Here is a 16,761-nt window from a genome sequence, read left to right on the forward strand (position 1 = left end):
GGTTAAAATGCCGTTAATTACTTCAGCTGGAATTGGCTCTGGCTTAGATCTTGAGAGCATTATCTCAGCAACCGTAAGTGCTGAAAACACTCCTAAAATGAACGCATTTGTTGCAAAAGAAGAGTCTTTACAGGTAGAGCTTTCAGCGATAGGTGAAATTAAATCTGCTCTTTCTAAGTTGCAAGACACTATCGAGAAGTTAGCTGATCCAGATAACTTTAACAAAAGAACTGCAACTATCAAACAGCCTACCAGTGATGATGGTGATCTGATATCAGTAACACCAACTTCAGATATTTCTCCTGGGGATTTCAACATTGAAGTATTAGAACTTGCTCAAGGTAGTAGAGCAACATCTAATGATGGCCTCTTTGCATCCACTGATGATGTGGTTACGGCATCAGGTGGTACTTTATCGTTTGCAGCAGGCGATAAAAATTTTGATATTACCTTAGATGCAGGTGCAACTCTTGCTGAGTTGCGCGATGCCATAAATGATTCAGATGACAACTTTGGCGTAACTGCCAATATTATAAATACAGGTACAGAGTCTAAGCTTGTCCTAACCTCATCTGTTACAGGTACTGGCAATGATTTAGTAATTACGAATGATACTGCTGAACTTGATAATGTTTCGACACTTGCTAACGATGGTGTTACTGCTGGTGGTATTGCAATTGCATCTGGTGATGAAGCTCAAGACGCTTCGATAAAAGTTGATGGTATTACTATTACTAATGATACCAACACGTTTAAAGATGCTGTTCAAGACATGACTATTACAGCTAAAAGAGAAAGCGTCGATGGTGAAACTGCAAAGTTATCAGTTCAAGTTGATCGTGAAAGTGTCACTAAGCTCGTAGATGAATTCATAGCGAATTATAACAATGTAATCGGGCAGTTAGGTTTTCAATCAAGAGTGGGTAAGCCACTCAATGGTGATGCAACGATTCGCTCTTTACAATCACAGCTTGTCAATAATTTATCTGTTAACTTAACAGATGCAGGTCCATTTGAAAGTATATTTGATATTGGCTTAGGCGTTGATAAGGATGGTTATTTAGAAAAGTCATCTCTAGTTCGTAGTTTAAATGAAGCAATGGACGAAAACTACGATGATATTGGCAAGGCTTTTGCAGGTGAAAATGGACTAGCTACACAATTTGAAACTTTATTAGAAAACTATGTTGACTCTAACGGTATAATTAAACAAAGAGAAACAAACTTAAACGCTCAGTTAGATGATCTCGAAGATGATGTCGCTAATCATGAATACCGTATGACAGAGCTAGAAGCTAGGCTTCGTAAACAGTACTCAGGTCTTGATGTATTATTGGCTCAGATGCAATCGACTCAAACTTACTTGAGTGCTCAATTATCTAGTTTACCAGGGTTTACTAAATCAAAATCTTAGTAGTAGCTAATGTCTTCAGCAATTATTTGTAGGTAAATTATGTATAATGCAAAAGTAAGAAATTATCAGAAAGAAGCACTTAAAACTCGAGTTGCAGGTGCTGATCGTTATGAAATAATCCAAATGTTAATGGCTGGTGCTTTAGAAAAAATGGTATTAGCAAAAGTTGCAATTGAGAAAAAGCATCTTGAAGCTAAAAGTGAGCATTTATCTAAGGCATCTGCAATTATTGAAGCATTAAGAGGATGCTTAGATTTTGAAGTGGGTGGTGAGGTTACAGAAAACCTCTATGCATTATACTCATATATGCTAGACCGCCTTCTTGATGCGAGCATTAAGAATGATCCTACCATCATAGATGAAGTTTCGAGCTTATTAAAAGAAATCAAATCAGCATGGGATTCAATTCCTAATGATATTCGTCAGCAGACACTGAGTGAAAACGGTGTTGATGCTAATGTTGGCTGAACGCTTAGATAAACTAGATATTTGCCTCTGTTCTTTGTTAAAAAATATTGAAAATATGCATTTTGACGAGGCTGTAGCAAATACTAAACAGATTGAAAAATTACTGGAACAATGCTTTGCATCATCTGATATGTCAAATACAGATGTTAGTCGTCTTGAATCAATTTTAAATGATTTTAATAACTTGATAACGAAAGTAGCTTCTTTGAAGGCAGATACTGCAAAATCATTGGGCACACATCTCAAAACTCAAAAAAAATTAGACATTTATAAAAGTATAAAATAAGAGCCTTATGACTAAAGAATCGAGCTTAGAGCAGCAAATAGAATCGCTAGCAGAAAAACTTGATAGTTCTTTGCAGCAACAGATAAATGAAGAGAAGTTTGCAGAGCAAGCTAATATTCGGTTTGCTAATAATGTAACTGCTTTTGAAAAATACTACCCTGAAATTGCGCAAGCGATTAAAAACTATAAAACTCGGGATGACTTTTGTTTACATGTAACTCGAGAGCTTAAAGCAAATTTTGTTAAAAAAGGCGAAAAAGTACCTTTATATAATGATAATCCTTACACCCAATGCGTTGAACAAGTTGAAAGAAACCTAAATAAACCTGCTATTAGTGCGGTTAAATATGACTTCAGAAAAAAGAAGAAAGACAATCGCATTCATGTTAAATACATGAATAAAATTAGTGAATTACTAGCTAATATAAGAGAACAAAAACCTGATACATTGAAACGACTGCCAGATCGCTTCCCTAGCGCAATGATTTTTGGCATTGGTTTAGGATATCACCTTGAGTATTTGCTTAATAAGGTTGAGTTTGATTATATCCACATCGTGGAACCTGACTTTGAGCTTTTTTTTGCGAGCCTGTTTTGTATAGAGTGGGATGTAATTATTCAAAGAGTAGATGATTCATTAGGTTGTTTATTTATACATCTAGGAATTAGCTATGAAAACTTCTTTGATTCACTTTACAAAGTTGTACAAGATATTGGGGCTTTCTCAATATCTAAAACCTTTTGCTACCAACACTACCCAAATAATGAATTAAACTCATTAATTTCAAATTTCTTTAAGCAGTTTTATCAATTTCAGAACGGCTTTGGTTTTTACAATGATGCTGTTACTAGCATAGCTCATACAATTAAACATATGAATAGTAACTTGCCATTTTGGATAAGTGATAATGTTGTAGCTGATGATGTAGCTGAAATACCTGTTTTTGTCGTGGGTAATGGACCATCATTAGATAGTGCGGAAGAATTACTAAGACAAAATAAAGATAATGCAATTATTTTGGCTGCAGGAACCGCCTTAGGTTCACTGCTTAAAATGGGTATAAAGCCAGACTTTCATGTTTTAATCGAGCGTCCTAAACGTAATTATGAAATTTTGCTTGAGACTCAAAAGAAAGAAGATTATTCCGATTTAAATTTATTAACAACTAATGTTATCTACTCACATACTCCTGAGCTTTATAAATGGACAGGCCTTGCAATAAAGGGGAACGAAGCAGGTTCAGATTATTATGCTCTGGCTAGAATAGGGAATGGATTGTTGCGTAGAGAAATAATTCCCTATTCAAACCCTTTAGTTGCAAATACAGCATTGTCTTATGCTAGTTCGTTTGGGTTCAAAAATATCTATTTAATTGGTGTGGATAATGCGATAACAGGTTCTGGGGAGCATCATTCTAAGTACTCTATTTACAATGATTCTTCTTTAAAACGTCAGTTTAAGCCTCACAGCGGTTACGATCATGAAGTCGAAGGGAATCTTGGGAACATAGTTTATGCAAATAATTTCTATATGGTTTCTAAAAATCAAATGGAATTATTAATTAAACATAAACCAAACTCTAATTACTTCAATGTTGGCCATGGTGCAAAACTAAAAGGAGCTTATCCATTAACTGAAGAAGAAGTCTTAATCCCTAGCCTTTCTACAGATAAAAACGAGGTTGTTGAATATATAAAAAATACTCAGTTTATCAGTGAGTCAGTAAAGGATGATGATTATCAAATGCTTGACTTAAAAGCTTTCTCTACTATAGCAAAAAACATAAAAGATATATCTCTATCTAGCTTTTCGAGTCGCCAAGATTGTTTAGATATTCTTCGGCGTCAATCGAGGTATGTATATTCTTTGAGAGGGGGGCGTTATAGTTACTACTTTCAATTATTCAAAGGCTCTTTGTTATATTATCATTGCCCATTGATAACTCTTTTATATAGCTATGAGGATGATAATTTAACACTTAATTGGTTTAAAGAGGGTCTAGATATGTGGAATGAGTATTTAGACGAGATTGAAGCTGATTTTCCTGAAAGTTATGATAAGCCATGTGACTGGGGACTGGAGTAAAGAAAGAAGCGCTTTATTCAAAGCGCTTCTATTAATTTATTTTCTAACGCAATCTTTATTAAGTTTATAATCTCATCAGTGCTGATTCCAAGAATGTTAGCCAGGTCTATAACATCATTTTTTCCATCACAGTAAGCTAAAACATTAAGAAGATTCCTCGCAACATTTGATGAACCTTTTTTGCTAAGAGTTGGGTATAAGTTATATTTGCTTAATTTAGGTTCACATAACTTAGTTGTAATGTACTTGTGGTTTTTTTCAAATAATTGAACACACTTCTTGGCAAAGTCTAGCCCACCTTTTAAACCAGAGGGGGTCATAAAAGTTAAGTCATCTAATGAAGTATGGTACTCAGGATAAACTCCATACTTTGTCCTCATTATAGAAGTAATTGGTAAATCGATATTGGGTGCACAATACTGGCGTTCATCACTTCCTCTTTTTAAAAAAGAGTATATCTTTGCGTCATTTTTATAGTTTTCACTTAATACCTTTTGAACGACTTTGTCACTCAAGTTATCACCATAACGTGATTGTACAGTTGAATAGTCACCGTCATCCCCTATGCATGTTAAAACTAAGCCTGCAGCAATATTACTTTTTAAATGTTCTAAATTACGGCTTAAATAGGTGATTGTGCCAATAGTCTCCGTTGTGAAAACAAAGCGATAACTATAAAAGTTATTCTCATTTTTTGCTAACCAGTTGATCAAAGCCAAAGAGACAAGGGGGCCTGAAAGCTCATTATTTGCGAGTGAGGGGTGACAAACATAACTAGATATTAAAATTTCCTTTTCACTTTTACCCGGGATAAGAAGTTCTGCATAGGTTAAAGAACCATCAAAATGATGACTGTTAATGAATACGTGGTAATCATCTTCAGTTAGAGACTTTCTTTGTTTGTCTGTTATGCAAAAACCCCATCGAGGCTCATAATAAGATGTAACGTAAGGAATTGCTTCAGGCTGTTCAGGCAATGAATGCAAATGTTCTTGTAGCTCATTAAGCGGGATTATTTTGTCGACTTGGGTTGAGTAGCCAAGTACATGTAAATTTGAGTCTTTAAAATCTACTACAGTATTCCCTTTAGAATCTTTTATCCACGCTTCTTCAATACTCCACTCTTTAGGAACAGTCCAATCAAATACTTGGGTACCAGAACGTACTTCATGCTTAACTAATGAGTACCCTTCAATATAATCATCAATAATATCTAAAGTCTTTCTAACACCATTACCGGTAATACTTCTGCAAATAGGAAATAACTCCTTTGCGATTTGATGTAGTGCTTTTCCGTCTAATTCTTTAAAGTTTGACATAGTAGACTCCAATCTAAAGGGGTTCCTGCATTAATATTTTGTTTTGCTGTGCACTTTAATACTTTGTTTTTGTTTTTTGGGGGGAGGCCATGGCCAGGACGAATACTTCTTATCATGTCACTAGTGATAAGTCGTCCTTTTGGGATATCTTTAACAGCATATAGTGACCGGAAGTTTTTGCGTGGTGACGAGTTACTGTAGTCAACCTTACCAATAGTAGCGAAACCGTTTCGTAATTTATCGGTGAATTCTTTCATTAGGGAAATAGGTAAAGAAAACTCAGAGTCAATTGCTCCGTCTTTTTGACTCACGGTAATATGCTTTTCGATCATCGAAGCGCCGTTGGCAATAGCAATAAGAGAACATATTTCATCCGTACTATGGTCAGAAAGCCCAATAGGGATATCAAAGCTTTGTTGCATATCAGTGATTGTTGCTAAGTTAAATTTGTCATAAGGGGCAGGGTAGTTACTTATACAATGCATTAAACCGATATTTCTATTCCTTACTTTTTTACATGTGTCTAATACCTCTTCTATCCCAACTTTATCTATGATACCGGTTGAAATAATCACAGGTTTTTGCGTTTTAGCAGCCGCCTCAATTAAATCTAGGTCCATTGCTTCAAAAGAAGCAATTTTGTATGCAGGGCAGCCTAACTCTTCTAAAATACAAAGTCCCTCATGAGAAAATACGGAAGAAAATAGAGTGATACCTATCTCTTTCGCATAATCAAATAAAATGGGGAGCCACTCCTTAGGGGTTGCGCCTTGTTCATAAAGTTCAAACAAGCTACGGTCTTTCCACAAACCACTTTTTACAATGAAGTCACCTTCACTGATATCCAATGTCATATCATTAGCAGTAAAGTATTGAATTTTTACAGCATCAAAACCATTTTCTTTCGCTGCTAATATTAACTTCTTAGCACGATCAATCTCATTGTCATGATTACCTGATATCTCTGCAATTAAATAAGGTTTCGAGTGGTTTTGAATGTTGAAATTATCTATTACAATTGATTTATTAAACATAGTGTTAGTTTGCCTGGTCTTCTATGAATTTTCTGAGGTTAATAGTGTGTTTTATTGCAAAGTTACCCGAAACATCAGCTTTTTCGGGTATATCACATACAACAGTTGAACCAATTCTAACCTTTGCTTTATCTCCAATTTTAACCCAGTTTGATATCGTACAATTGGCGCCAATCCACACATCACTTCCTATCGTTGATCTACCAGCAATATTTGAGTTACCACTAATTTCTGTGGATTGTCCGATAACAACATCATGAGCAATGTTTACGCCAATTCCTATGTGGCAATAATCACCGATAAGTGTTTTTCCCGAGTAAAACAATCCTTTTGAAATGTTTGAATTTGCATGTATGTAGCATCCTTTACCAATAATGACTGAACCATAATGAGTAATATGCTTTTTTATGCCATTTATTGACTTCGCAAGCATTCCTTCGGTGCTAATAGTGCAGTTTTGGGCTATGTATGCATCATCATTTAACACCGTGTTTTTTCCAATATATGCTCCTGAACAAATGGTTGTATTATGACCAATGTGAACAGGAGGGCAAATAACAGCATTTTCACTAATTGAAGCTGTTGGGCTCACATAGTGGGTTATTAATTCTTTTGTTGAGAAGTAAGTATTATGAATGTAATGAAATAGATCATCGAATCTATTAGTTGTTATCACCGCTTTATCAGTCTGAATGATTACTTCAGGAGCAATTATGCAAACCACATTGCTATTGTTTATAGCTTGTTGGAAGTATTTTTTATTTGCTGCGAGTACGATGCATTCATCTCCTGTTCCCCAACAAAAATCTGTACATTTTGCTTGAATGTCACTATGAATATTCTGTGTTTTAATATCATCAAATACAGATAAAAGTTCGTTTAAAGGGATTTTGGTCATGTAAGCAATACCTCTGCTATTCTTTTTGCTGCTAACCCATCTATAAGTGGCTTTCGTGGTTTTTTAAGAGAAATGTTATTCAGAAGTTCCTTGAAGGGTTGCCCACTTATTTTGTTTGTTAGACAACCTAAACTATGTGCTAAGCCTGATTGTTGCCAAGAGTTAGCTATTTTTATTTGATTCTCAGCGAAGTAACCACAACTAAATGGTATACCAATATATGCCATTTCATAGCTTAAGGTGCCTGCAGAAACAATAGCATAATGACAGCGTTTTATTACTTCTGAATAATCACTTAAGTCGACATGAGTTGTAATGTTAGCGTTGTTTAGTTTCTCAACTAAAGGAATTGAGCTAGATAAGGATGACGCAACAAGGTGAATCTCACCTTTGTATACCCTATTAACTTGGTCGATTATGCTGGCGGCAACACCATTATCATTACCGCCGCCCATGCAAACAAATACACCCTCACCCTCTAAAGGTTTAGTAACCAAATTAGGGTTTATGATGGCAAATTTAGCGCCGCAAAGCAGCTTGGTTTCTCTATTTAGTACCGCCTTGTTGTACCAGTCTTTATTCGCACAAGGGTTTATATTTATTACAAATTTACCTAAATAACTTCCTTCACACTTAAAATCATATTGACCAAATACAATCCCATAGGAAGTTAGAGTTTCTTGGAAGATCACATCACATTGATAATGATCAATTAAAAGTTTGGGAATACTCTTTTCAATACATATTTGCGCAATTTCACCAGCATCTGAAAAGCTATTATTTATTTTTATGACCTCATCAAAGTGTAGATCTATAAATGAGTTATTGAAATTTTTTCCGACAATTGCAATGGTTTTTTGTTTTCTTTTTTTTAGTTCTTTAGCAATTTCATTGCATCGATTAAGGTGCCCATAACCAACACTTGAGTTAGCATCAAAGTTAAATCCAATAGCCATTAATTCTGTTTCATTGCTTTATAATACAATTCAGCTCTAACCCAATCATCTTGAGTATCTATATCATGAACTAAATAGTGAGGTAATATATGTATTAGTGCGTCAGATGAATCTATTACTTTTTTAATTTCCTTATCGTTGATTGTTTTGTACCAATAAAATTGTCCAGCATCATGGTAAGCTTTTTGTAAATCTTGCGATCTGTTGCTGACGTGTTGAGGAAATAAAAGCTCAAGTCCGTTTTCTGTCTGGGTAAACCCCCTATATGGGCTGTAATGAAATTCAGTAGCGCTGAAGCAAGCATTTTTCTTGTTTGACTGATTGAGCATATTGAATGAATTTATCAGCTGTTCTGGATTTATAAATGGAGTAGTTGGGTAAATACAGCAAATGTAATCAATGCTTTGTGTTTGCTCAAAAAAGTTTAAGGCATCTTGAACTACCTCTCTGGTAGGAGCGAAATCATCAGCGAGTGCAGGGTCACGCATGAAGGGAACCTCAGCACCAAATTGCTTTGCTATTTCAGCTATTTCAAAACAGTCAGTAGATACAACCACCTTGTCAAATAAACCACTGCTGATAGCTGTTGTTATTGCGTACCCGATAATAGGTTTACCGCAGAACAGCTTAATATTTTTTTTGGGTATTCTCTTACTCCCACCACGGGCAGGAATGATCGCTATTTTCATTTATTGTCCAGTCGTTATTCGTGTAAGCCACACTCACGCTTTAATCCAAAAAAACGTGTTTGTTCTATGCTCTCTACTTCATATATTGATTTAGTAGTGTGAGTATCACCGATTGAAACATATCCCTTATGCCAAAGAGGGTTGTAATCTAGAGAGTTATCTTTTATGTAGCTATCAATATCTTTAGAGGTCCAATCTAAAATAGGAGACACTTTGTATCGATTATTTGATAATTCAATGAACTTTTTTTGGTCACGTGTGGGTGACTGTTCCTTCCTTATCCCGGAGAACCATGTTGCTGCATGTAAATCATTTAATGCACGTTGCATGGGCTCGACTTTCCGGTTTTGATTGTAAAGTTCCAAGCCTTCTAAACCATTTTCCCAAACTTTTCCAAATTTTTTTTCGTACTTTTCTCTATCAAGTAATGGCCTAAATGTTTTCAAATTTAAGTTAAGTGTAGATGTTAGATGTTTTGAAAATTCAATTGTCTCATCAAATAGGTAACCTGTATCAATAAAAACAACTAAAATATCAGGCTTATGTAATGTCATTAAATGAAGCATAACAGCAGCTTGGGCACCGAAACTAGTACTTACGATATGTTGTTTAGGTAAGTTTGTTAGAGCCCAACCTATACGTTGGCTAGCTGTCCAGCTAACCATGCGTTTATTGATTAAGTCGATATCTATATTTGTATCCAACATCATAACTCCATCACTACAGAATTAAATTACCTCTAATTATATCGGCCGAAGTTTAGAAATATTTATTTGAGATGAATTGAGCACAAAGTATCAGAGCGCAATCCTAGTCTAAGTGTTTCTAGAGAGATAACATCTTCATATGCAATATTTCCCATATTTACATCACGGCCATATTGCTTAATCATGAAAACTTGGTGGGCTTTTTTGGGAGCTTCAAAGATTAATTTGTCGATTTCAACACCTGATTCCATTACTTCCTCTACTAATCCCATTCTTATTTCGCCATCACCTCGATATAAGCCAGCTGTTCCACTTTCTCTTCCTTCTAAAATTATACTTTTTGCCCCAGCATTAATTTCACTTTTTATTTGCTCTACCCATTTTGATGGAGACACAACCACCTTATCATCTTTACTGCCCACTTCAGAAAGCACAGTAAAGTCTTTTGCAAAGCGGCTAATTAGTTCGTTTTTTTCTTTTTGTGGGATTGAAATTGTACCGTCAGATATTTCAATTAAAGATAATTTATGTTGTTTAAGAAAATCGATGTATTCATCCACTTTATTAGTTAAGTAACAATATTCGAATAAGGTACCACCAAGGCAAGGTTCTATACCATGAGATTTTATTAAATCTAATTTTGCTTCTAAATTGGGAGTGACTAATGATGTTCCCCAGCCAAGCTTGATAACATCTATGAATTCACCGCAGGCTTCTAATTGCATTTTGAGCTGCTCTAAACCCAACCCCTTATCAAGCACATTAGTTTTACCTGTTTGGCGCGGTTTAGTTGGTCTTTGGTCGATGAGTTTCATATCTAATCCTTTTTTAAAATATATGATAACTTAAGCATTATCTATGCCTGAATTACTGTATCTGTTTGTTTTATTTTACTTCATAATAGATTAGGTTTTAGCAAAAATACTTATTTTTTAACTGATTTGATATCTAGGAGCTTAGTTGAGTAAATTAACATCACTTAATGCTGAAGTTTTAGTTATCGGTGCAGGCATTGCTGGTTGTTGCGCTGCGTTAGAGGCCGCTTATGCAGGTAAGAAAGTAATTTTAATATCAAAGATTCCGCCTCTACACTCTCACTCTGTCAGTGCCAGAGGAGGAGTAAATGTTGCCATAAATGAACCCGATGCTTTTGCTCATATAAATGACTGTCTTAATGCGGGTAGAGGAGTTGCTAGTAAAGATTGTATTGAGTATATGTGCGAGTCTGCTCCTGAAAATCTTCATTGGTTAGAAAAATTAGGTGTGCAGTTTAGTAAAGATGAGTCAGGGCACTACAAAAACAAAGCCTTCGGAGGTTCTAATATTCCCAGAGCTTGCTTTAGTAAAGATAGGACCGGGCTTGCGATTATGGTCGCTTTAATCAAGCAAATAAAAAAGAATGAACAGATCACCTTACTAGATCAGATGATGGCTGTAGAGTTAATCCAAGAAAGTCGTCAAGTTATTGGCGCTCAAGTTTTACACTTGCGGAATACTCAGCTATTCAAGATTTTTGCTAATTCAGTGGTATTGTCAACTGGAGGAGGTTTGAATAGCTATAAATATAATACAAATGCTGTTTCTACAACTGGTGATGGTCTGTCCCTCGCATTCAATGCTGGTGCTGCTTTAAGGCATATGGAATTTGTTCAGTTCCACCCTTTGGGTTTACGAAATAGTGGTATACAAATACCTGAACCTGTACTTGGTGCTGGTGGTAAAATAGTCTCAATTTCAAATGACAATGTTATGTCACGTTACTATCCAGAGAAAAAGGAGTTGGCTGGTAGAGATAAAGTGTCTATAGCAATTGCAAAAGAATTAAGTAATCACCCAGGCTCTGAGCTCTATCTTGACTTAACAAATATTCCAGAGGAAAAAAAGTTTGCTTTGAAGGAAGCTTCTTTGATAGCGGCTACTTACCTTAATGCTGATGTAACTAAGGATAAAATTTCTATAATACCTTCAGCTCATTATTTAATGGGGGGGGTTAGTTGTAATATTAATGGTCAAGTTCTTAACTATATGGGCGATATAATAAATGGCTTATTTGTTGCGGGTGAAGCAGCTTGTAATGGTGTACATGGTGCAAACCGGATCGGTGGGAATTCATTGCTTGAAGTGGTTGTCTTTGGTCGTCTCGCTGGACAAAATGCTGCAAAGCTCCAAAAAAAGGCCAATTACCAAAGTGCCTCTTTCAAGGAGTTCACTTTTCCGTTTGGGGATAGCAAAGAAACGATGGGAGAAATTCTGAGTACTTTGAAAACGACAATGTCTCAAAACGTTGGAGTAATAAGAAATGAAAATGGGTTGAAAGAGCAGTTGAAAATATTAGCCGACTTGAATCAAAGGTATTTAGATATAAAAATCAGCGACCGCACTCATTTTTATAATCAGCAAATAAAACAATATATTGAACTTAAAAATATGCTTTTAATCTCAGAGGCTATATGTCGCGCGGCTCTTTGTAGGCCTGAATCAAGAGGAGCCCATTATCGTGATGACTTCCCATCAGAAGGCAATTTTTTTGAAATGGCAACACTAACCTATAAACACGAGTCAGGTGGAATGGCATGTGAGTTAATTAGGATTTCATAATTAATGAACACAATAACATTAAACATTTATCGTTTTAACAAAGAAACAGTGAGTCCATCAATCTTACAACCTTTTACTCTTAGCTATAGCAATGAAGAGACTCTTCTCGATTTGCTTATGAGAGTTCTGTATGAATTTGATAGCACTCTGGCTTTCGATAAAAACTGCCGAATAGGGTTGTGTGGTAGTTGTCGTTTAAAAGTTAATGGCAAAGTGATGTTAGCTTGCAGTGAAAATATAGCAAAGTTAGTTTCCGAATTTGGCAATGAGCTTGAAATAACCCCTTACAATTGCACGAAAGTTGTTCGTGACCTAATAGTTGAGCCGCAGTTTGAAAACTGTTCAGAAATAGAGGTGAAAAAATGAGTAATAGTTTTTTAGGTGCGGGTTCTCGCTTTAAAGAAGGTCCAGATCAACGCTTATATAACAGTGCATTTCAATATGAACTTGAATGTAGCCCATATATTATGAGCAACTTAAGTATAGCGGATATGAGTCATGTCATGACTTTAATTCAAGGGGGAGTAATTTCTTCATCGAAAGGAAGAAAGTTGCTATCAGGCCTTCTTGAAGTCCACCTACAAGGAACTGAAAACATTCCCTTAGATCCTGCAGTAGGAGATAGTTACAATAATAGAGATAAATATTTGCAACAGCATATTGGTCCTGATAGTGGTTATGTCCACATCGGACGTGCTCGAAGGGAAGCTAGTACAATAGCTTGGCAAATGGTTTGTCGCGAAAAATTATTTTGCCTTCATGAAAAGTTAATTCAGTTATGTGAGGTATTTAATCAAGTTGTTTCACAGCATTTAAATACTTTTATGGCAGACTTTACCTATTTACAACATGCACAGCCGACTACCTTAGCCCATTATTTACAAGGGTTTCAAAGACCGCTATTAAGAGACATTAGTCGCATAGAAACAGCTATAAAAATGGTGAATTTATCTCCTGCATGTTCAGGGAGTGTTAATGGCTCTCAAATTGAGATGAATCGAGAGTTTATTGCCGAGTTGCTGGAATTTGATGGCATATTAACTCACACTCGGGATGCGATGTGGGCACCAGATATGTGTATTGATGTGATGACGAGTCTTTGTTCGATAATGACAAGCTTAAATCGAATCAGTGAAGAGTTTATAATTTGGAATAGCGCAGAATTCTCTTATCTTGAGTTAGCTGATGGCTTTACCCGCACAAGTGTCATAATGCCACAAAAGAAAAACCCATATGGGTTAGCATTCATTCGCGGTCAAGCTAGAACCTTTAATGGCATGATGACAAATATTTTATCTACAAATCAGACTATTAGTGGGCAGCCTGATAACCGACTCTATGCTTATGGAGAGCTACCAAAGGCTTTAGATTATGCTATTCAGTGTGTCGATCTTTTTGCCGGGATTTTATCTACATCTAAATTTAACAAGGATAAGCTTGCAGAAGCTGCAGCTGACAAATTTATTGTTGCAACAGACTTATGTGATATGTTGGTCAAATTTTCGGACTTAGATAATCGTAGTGCTCATAAAATCATCGGTAGGGCAGTAAGGAATGCTTGTGATGAAGAGCAAGATGGTTTTACTCTTGATAGTATAAAGTTAGCAGCACAGCAGTTGAATATTGATTTGCCAAACATTCCGGATCAGGTATTTAATTCTAACATTGACATACCTTCTCTTATTTCTTTAAGGAAAGGACTTGGTAGTGCAAACCCCGAGCAAGTCCAATTAATGGTTCAGGACAGTAAAAACAGTATAGCTAAGGCACATTCGTTTCAAGGAAATTATAGAATGTCATCTTTCAATGAGCGCTTTGTGAAAAAAGTGAACCTCTTTTTGAATGAGCTAAAGGACAAATAATGTTAACAAGTATTTATACAGAAATAGCTAACAAAAAAGGTACGAAAATAGCGGTTTCATTTGACGATAAAGAATATAGCTATGATGAGTTTCATACTGAAATAGACAAATTCGCTACTTTTTTAAAATCAAAAAATATCAAGCCTAGTCAAAGAGTCGCAGTATCAAATTTTTCACCTGTTGAGCTCCTTTTTTCTTATTATGCTGGTGCAAAATGTGGGGTTAGCATAGTGCCTATTCCCTTTATTGATCCACAGAGACTACAGGGGGCATTGGAAACTAGTGATGCTGCATTGTTTATTGAATCTTACCCTCAATTAGAGCCAACGAATATTGATGTTTCATTTGATCAAGAAGCTATGGTTATTTTTACTTCTGGAACGACTTCCAGCAAATTGAAAGGGGTAAGATTATCTCAGTGTGGCATCAACGATATTTGTGCATTCATGAATAGTAAGATGGAGGTTGATGAGGGAATTGCAGAATTAGTTTTTGCTTCAATAGATCATGCATTTGGTTTTGGGCGATGCCATAGTGTCCTGATGGCCGGCGGAAGAATTGTACTACCAACTCAGCTTAGTAATCCTTTATCAATTTCATCATTGTTTAGTAAGTATGATTGTAATGCATTATCAACGGCACCTTCTTTGTTAGCAGCTTTACTACAAGTAGGCAAAAGTGAGTTGGCGGCAGTTGCAGACAACCTAAAATGGCTACAAACTGGCGCGATGAGATTTGATCACTTTTTCCGAATTGAATTATGTAATTCACTGCCTAAAACAAGAATATTTCTCCATTATGGGTTAAGTGAAGCTATGCGAGTAACATTCTTTGAGCTAAACCGTAATTTAGATAAGGTTAAGACCGAAGGACCTGCTTCAGAATGCTCTGAGTTAAAAATTATTGATGAGCAAGGCTGTGCTTTACCCCCTTTCGAAAGTGGGCGAATAGCAATTAGAGGAAGTAATTTATGCTTAGGGTATCTCGATGATGAGCTATGGAATAGTCAGCTTCAAGATGGTTGGTTTATAACTTCTGATGTTGGGTACTTAGATGAGCAAGGTTATCTAGTCTTTTCAGGAAGAAGTGATGATGTAATAAATTATAATGGTGTTTTAGTGCACCCTGATGAAATAGAATCTAAACTGGTGACGTTATTTAAGAGCAATGCTTTTACAGTACTTGGTATGGAAGATCCCAGTAAAGTTAAAGATAGTATTATTGTTTTATGTGTAGAAGGAGAAACTAAAGTAACTCTCAAGGATGTAGCAAAACATTTGAAAGATACTGATTCAAATTTTAGACCGAATAAGCTATTTACATTAAGTGAGCTACCACGAACACGTTCTGGTAAAGTAAGTAGAGCATTAATTAAAAAGCATTTATGTGAGCAATATGAAAAATAAACAAATCATAAAAGAGTTAATTTTAATTCAAAACCCAAGTGTGGATCTTAGTAACGAAGCGGATTTTTCATCAAGCTTTGCTGAACTTGGACTGGATTCTATAGATGTTATGACTATAGTCTTAAAAATTAAGAGAGAGCTAGGTATAGACATCAATGATGAACAGTTGTCTAAGTTAGGTACTGTTTCTGAGTTAATAGAGTTTTTAGATAATAAATAAATGCATTAAGCTTGGTAGGGGCGACTATTCGGTGGCTCCGCAAGCCAACTGTAAATATCATCTCTCATCAGCTCAGTCGTTGCTTTATAAAACTCTCTCATATTGAAGCCCCAGACGCTGCCATGGCACATTTTAGAGTGATTTAATTTAAATTTTTTTTCGAAATTTTCAAATATTTTGACATTTTTATCTCTTTTTATATCGCAGTTTAAATATGTTACTAGATGATAAAAAGCTTTCATTTCTGTGTGCTGCCCAGTTTCAATTGGGTGTATGAACTCTTTTGTATATCTGTAAGGTACATTCATGTCAGACTCACATTGGTGAACAAGGCTGACAATTTGTTTTGGGTGAATACCTACGGAAATAAACATACTGTCAAGCTCCAGCATCCTTGAAAAAGGAGTGTGCATACCATAACTATGAGGAGCTGTGTTTTCGCAAATATAAGAAGCTTCTTTTCCTATAGCAGTGCGAGACGAAAAAGGGTGAAGCTGTCTAATGCTTCCTGCTTGATTTCTGATAAATTCGCTAAAAGCACCGGTTTCAGAAGGTGTATTTTTTAGTGAAAATGGAATGTTAGTATTACAAAGTGAAAAGCTATGGGTTGGCACTACAATTGTACCTTCTGGGCCTATCAAATCCATAATCACTTTAAGGTGTAAATTTAACAGCTCGAACTTACTCAAAGAAAGAGAAATACCAACTTTTGTGATATCTCCAGTAACATAAACAACTTTTCCTTCTGTGATACCAACAGAAGAGTATGCCTGTTTTAAACTTTCGTAAGATATGTCTGCTAACATGAAAGCTCTAAT

General features: G+C 35.7%; 17 protein-coding genes. 9 read left to right on the forward strand and 8 right to left on the reverse strand.

The features are described from left to right. The first annotated feature begins 7 nt into the window (after positions 1–7). From fliD to AN213_RS06175, 4 genes are read left to right on the forward strand one after another with little or no spacing between them, the layout of a single operon-like run. Positions 8–1,414 carry a flagellar filament capping protein FliD gene (gene fliD / locus AN213_RS06160; protein WP_054562207.1) on the forward strand — a complete coding sequence of 469 codons (1,407 nt, stop codon included), beginning with the start codon at positions 8–10 and terminating at the stop codon, positions 1,412–1,414. A gap of 39 nt (positions 1,415–1,453) precedes the next feature. Then, positions 1,454–1,882 carry a flagellar export chaperone FliS gene (gene fliS, locus AN213_RS06165; RefSeq protein WP_054562206.1) on the forward strand — a complete coding sequence of 143 codons (429 nt, stop codon included), beginning with the start codon at positions 1,454–1,456 and terminating at the stop codon, positions 1,880–1,882. After that, on the forward strand, positions 1,872–2,168 hold the full coding sequence (locus AN213_RS06170) for a hypothetical protein (RefSeq protein ID WP_055197945.1): 297 nt from the start codon (positions 1,872–1,874) through the stop codon (positions 2,166–2,168). The genes fliS and AN213_RS06170 overlap by 11 nt, the downstream gene beginning before the upstream one ends. Before the next feature lie 7 nt (positions 2,169–2,175). Next, a complete protein-coding gene (locus tag AN213_RS06175) occupies positions 2,176–4,254 on the forward strand; it encodes a 6-hydroxymethylpterin diphosphokinase MptE-like protein (protein ID WP_054562204.1) in 2,079 nt (692 codons plus the stop codon). A 17-nt stretch (positions 4,255–4,271) separates the two neighbouring features. On the opposite strand, the gene AN213_RS06180 is transcribed toward AN213_RS06175, so the two are convergent. The 7 genes from AN213_RS06180 to AN213_RS06210 all read right to left on the reverse strand — a co-directional run bounded on the left by AN213_RS06180 (position 4,272) and on the right by AN213_RS06210 (position 10,672). After that, positions 4,272–5,573: a DUF4910 domain-containing protein gene (locus AN213_RS06180; protein WP_054562203.1), complete on the reverse strand. Its 1,302-nt coding sequence runs from the start codon at positions 5,571–5,573 to the stop codon at positions 4,272–4,274. After that, the gene (pseI, locus tag AN213_RS06185; protein ID WP_055197947.1) at positions 5,552–6,607 is read right to left on the reverse strand and encodes a pseudaminic acid synthase; all 1,056 of its coding nucleotides are present in this window, start codon (positions 6,605–6,607) and stop codon (positions 5,552–5,554) included. Before pseI ends, AN213_RS06180 begins: the two co-directional genes overlap by 22 nt. A 4-nt stretch (positions 6,608–6,611) precedes the next feature. Next, positions 6,612–7,505, reverse strand: coding sequence for a DapH/DapD/GlmU-related protein (locus AN213_RS06190; protein WP_055197949.1), 894 nt, complete (start codon positions 7,503–7,505; stop codon positions 6,612–6,614). Continuing rightward, positions 7,502–8,461, reverse strand: coding sequence for a hypothetical protein (locus AN213_RS06195; protein ID WP_055197950.1), 960 nt, complete (start codon positions 8,459–8,461; stop codon positions 7,502–7,504). Before AN213_RS06195 ends, AN213_RS06190 begins: the two co-directional genes overlap by 4 nt. After that, positions 8,461–9,150, reverse strand: a complete 690-nt coding sequence (gene pseF / locus AN213_RS06200; protein WP_054562199.1) for a pseudaminic acid cytidylyltransferase — start codon at positions 9,148–9,150, stop codon at positions 8,461–8,463. The genes AN213_RS06195 and pseF overlap by 1 nt, the downstream gene beginning before the upstream one ends. A gap of 14 nt (positions 9,151–9,164) precedes the next feature. Beyond that, on the reverse strand, positions 9,165–9,857 hold the full coding sequence (locus AN213_RS06205) for a phosphoadenylyl-sulfate reductase (protein ID WP_054562198.1): 693 nt from the start codon (positions 9,855–9,857) through the stop codon (positions 9,165–9,167). 62 nt (positions 9,858–9,919) lie between these two features. Further along, positions 9,920–10,672, reverse strand: a complete 753-nt coding sequence (locus tag AN213_RS06210) for a phosphosulfolactate synthase (protein ID WP_054562197.1) — start codon at positions 10,670–10,672, stop codon at positions 9,920–9,922. A 145-nt stretch (positions 10,673–10,817) separates the two neighbouring features. Here AN213_RS06210 and AN213_RS06215 point away from each other — a divergent pair, with 145 nt between their 5' ends. The 5 genes from AN213_RS06215 to AN213_RS06235 are packed head-to-tail and all read left to right on the forward strand — an operon-like array spanning position 10,818 to position 15,943. After that, the gene (locus AN213_RS06215) at positions 10,818–12,455 is read left to right on the forward strand and encodes an L-aspartate oxidase (RefSeq protein ID WP_054562196.1); all 1,638 of its coding nucleotides are present in this window, start codon (positions 10,818–10,820) and stop codon (positions 12,453–12,455) included. 3 nt (positions 12,456–12,458) lie between these two features. Continuing rightward, positions 12,459–12,821: a 2Fe-2S iron-sulfur cluster-binding protein gene (locus tag AN213_RS06220; protein WP_055197952.1), complete on the forward strand. Its 363-nt coding sequence runs from the start codon at positions 12,459–12,461 to the stop codon at positions 12,819–12,821. Then, positions 12,818–14,317 (forward strand): argininosuccinate lyase, encoded by a 1,500-nt coding sequence (locus AN213_RS06225; protein WP_055197953.1) that lies wholly within the window; start codon positions 12,818–12,820, stop codon positions 14,315–14,317. The genes AN213_RS06220 and AN213_RS06225 overlap by 4 nt, the downstream gene beginning before the upstream one ends. Next, on the forward strand, positions 14,317–15,723 hold the full coding sequence (locus AN213_RS06230; RefSeq protein WP_055197955.1) for a class I adenylate-forming enzyme family protein: 1,407 nt from the start codon (positions 14,317–14,319) through the stop codon (positions 15,721–15,723). The genes AN213_RS06225 and AN213_RS06230 overlap by 1 nt, the downstream gene beginning before the upstream one ends. Further along, positions 15,713–15,943 (forward strand): acyl carrier protein, encoded by a 231-nt coding sequence (locus tag AN213_RS06235; RefSeq protein ID WP_054562192.1) that lies wholly within the window; start codon positions 15,713–15,715, stop codon positions 15,941–15,943. Before AN213_RS06230 ends, AN213_RS06235 begins: the two co-directional genes overlap by 11 nt. A gap of 5 nt (positions 15,944–15,948) precedes the next feature. Here the strand turns inward: AN213_RS06235 and AN213_RS06240 are convergent, their stop codons facing one another. Then, complete coding sequence (locus AN213_RS06240; protein WP_054562191.1) at positions 15,949–16,749, reverse strand: AAC(3) family N-acetyltransferase; 801 nt, start codon at positions 16,747–16,749, stop codon at positions 15,949–15,951. Positions 16,750–16,761: the final 12 nt, after the last annotated feature.

The sequence above is a fragment of the Pseudoalteromonas sp. P1-8 genome (assembly GCF_001399985.1).
Taxonomy (GTDB): Bacteria; Pseudomonadota; Gammaproteobacteria; order Enterobacterales; family Alteromonadaceae; genus Pseudoalteromonas.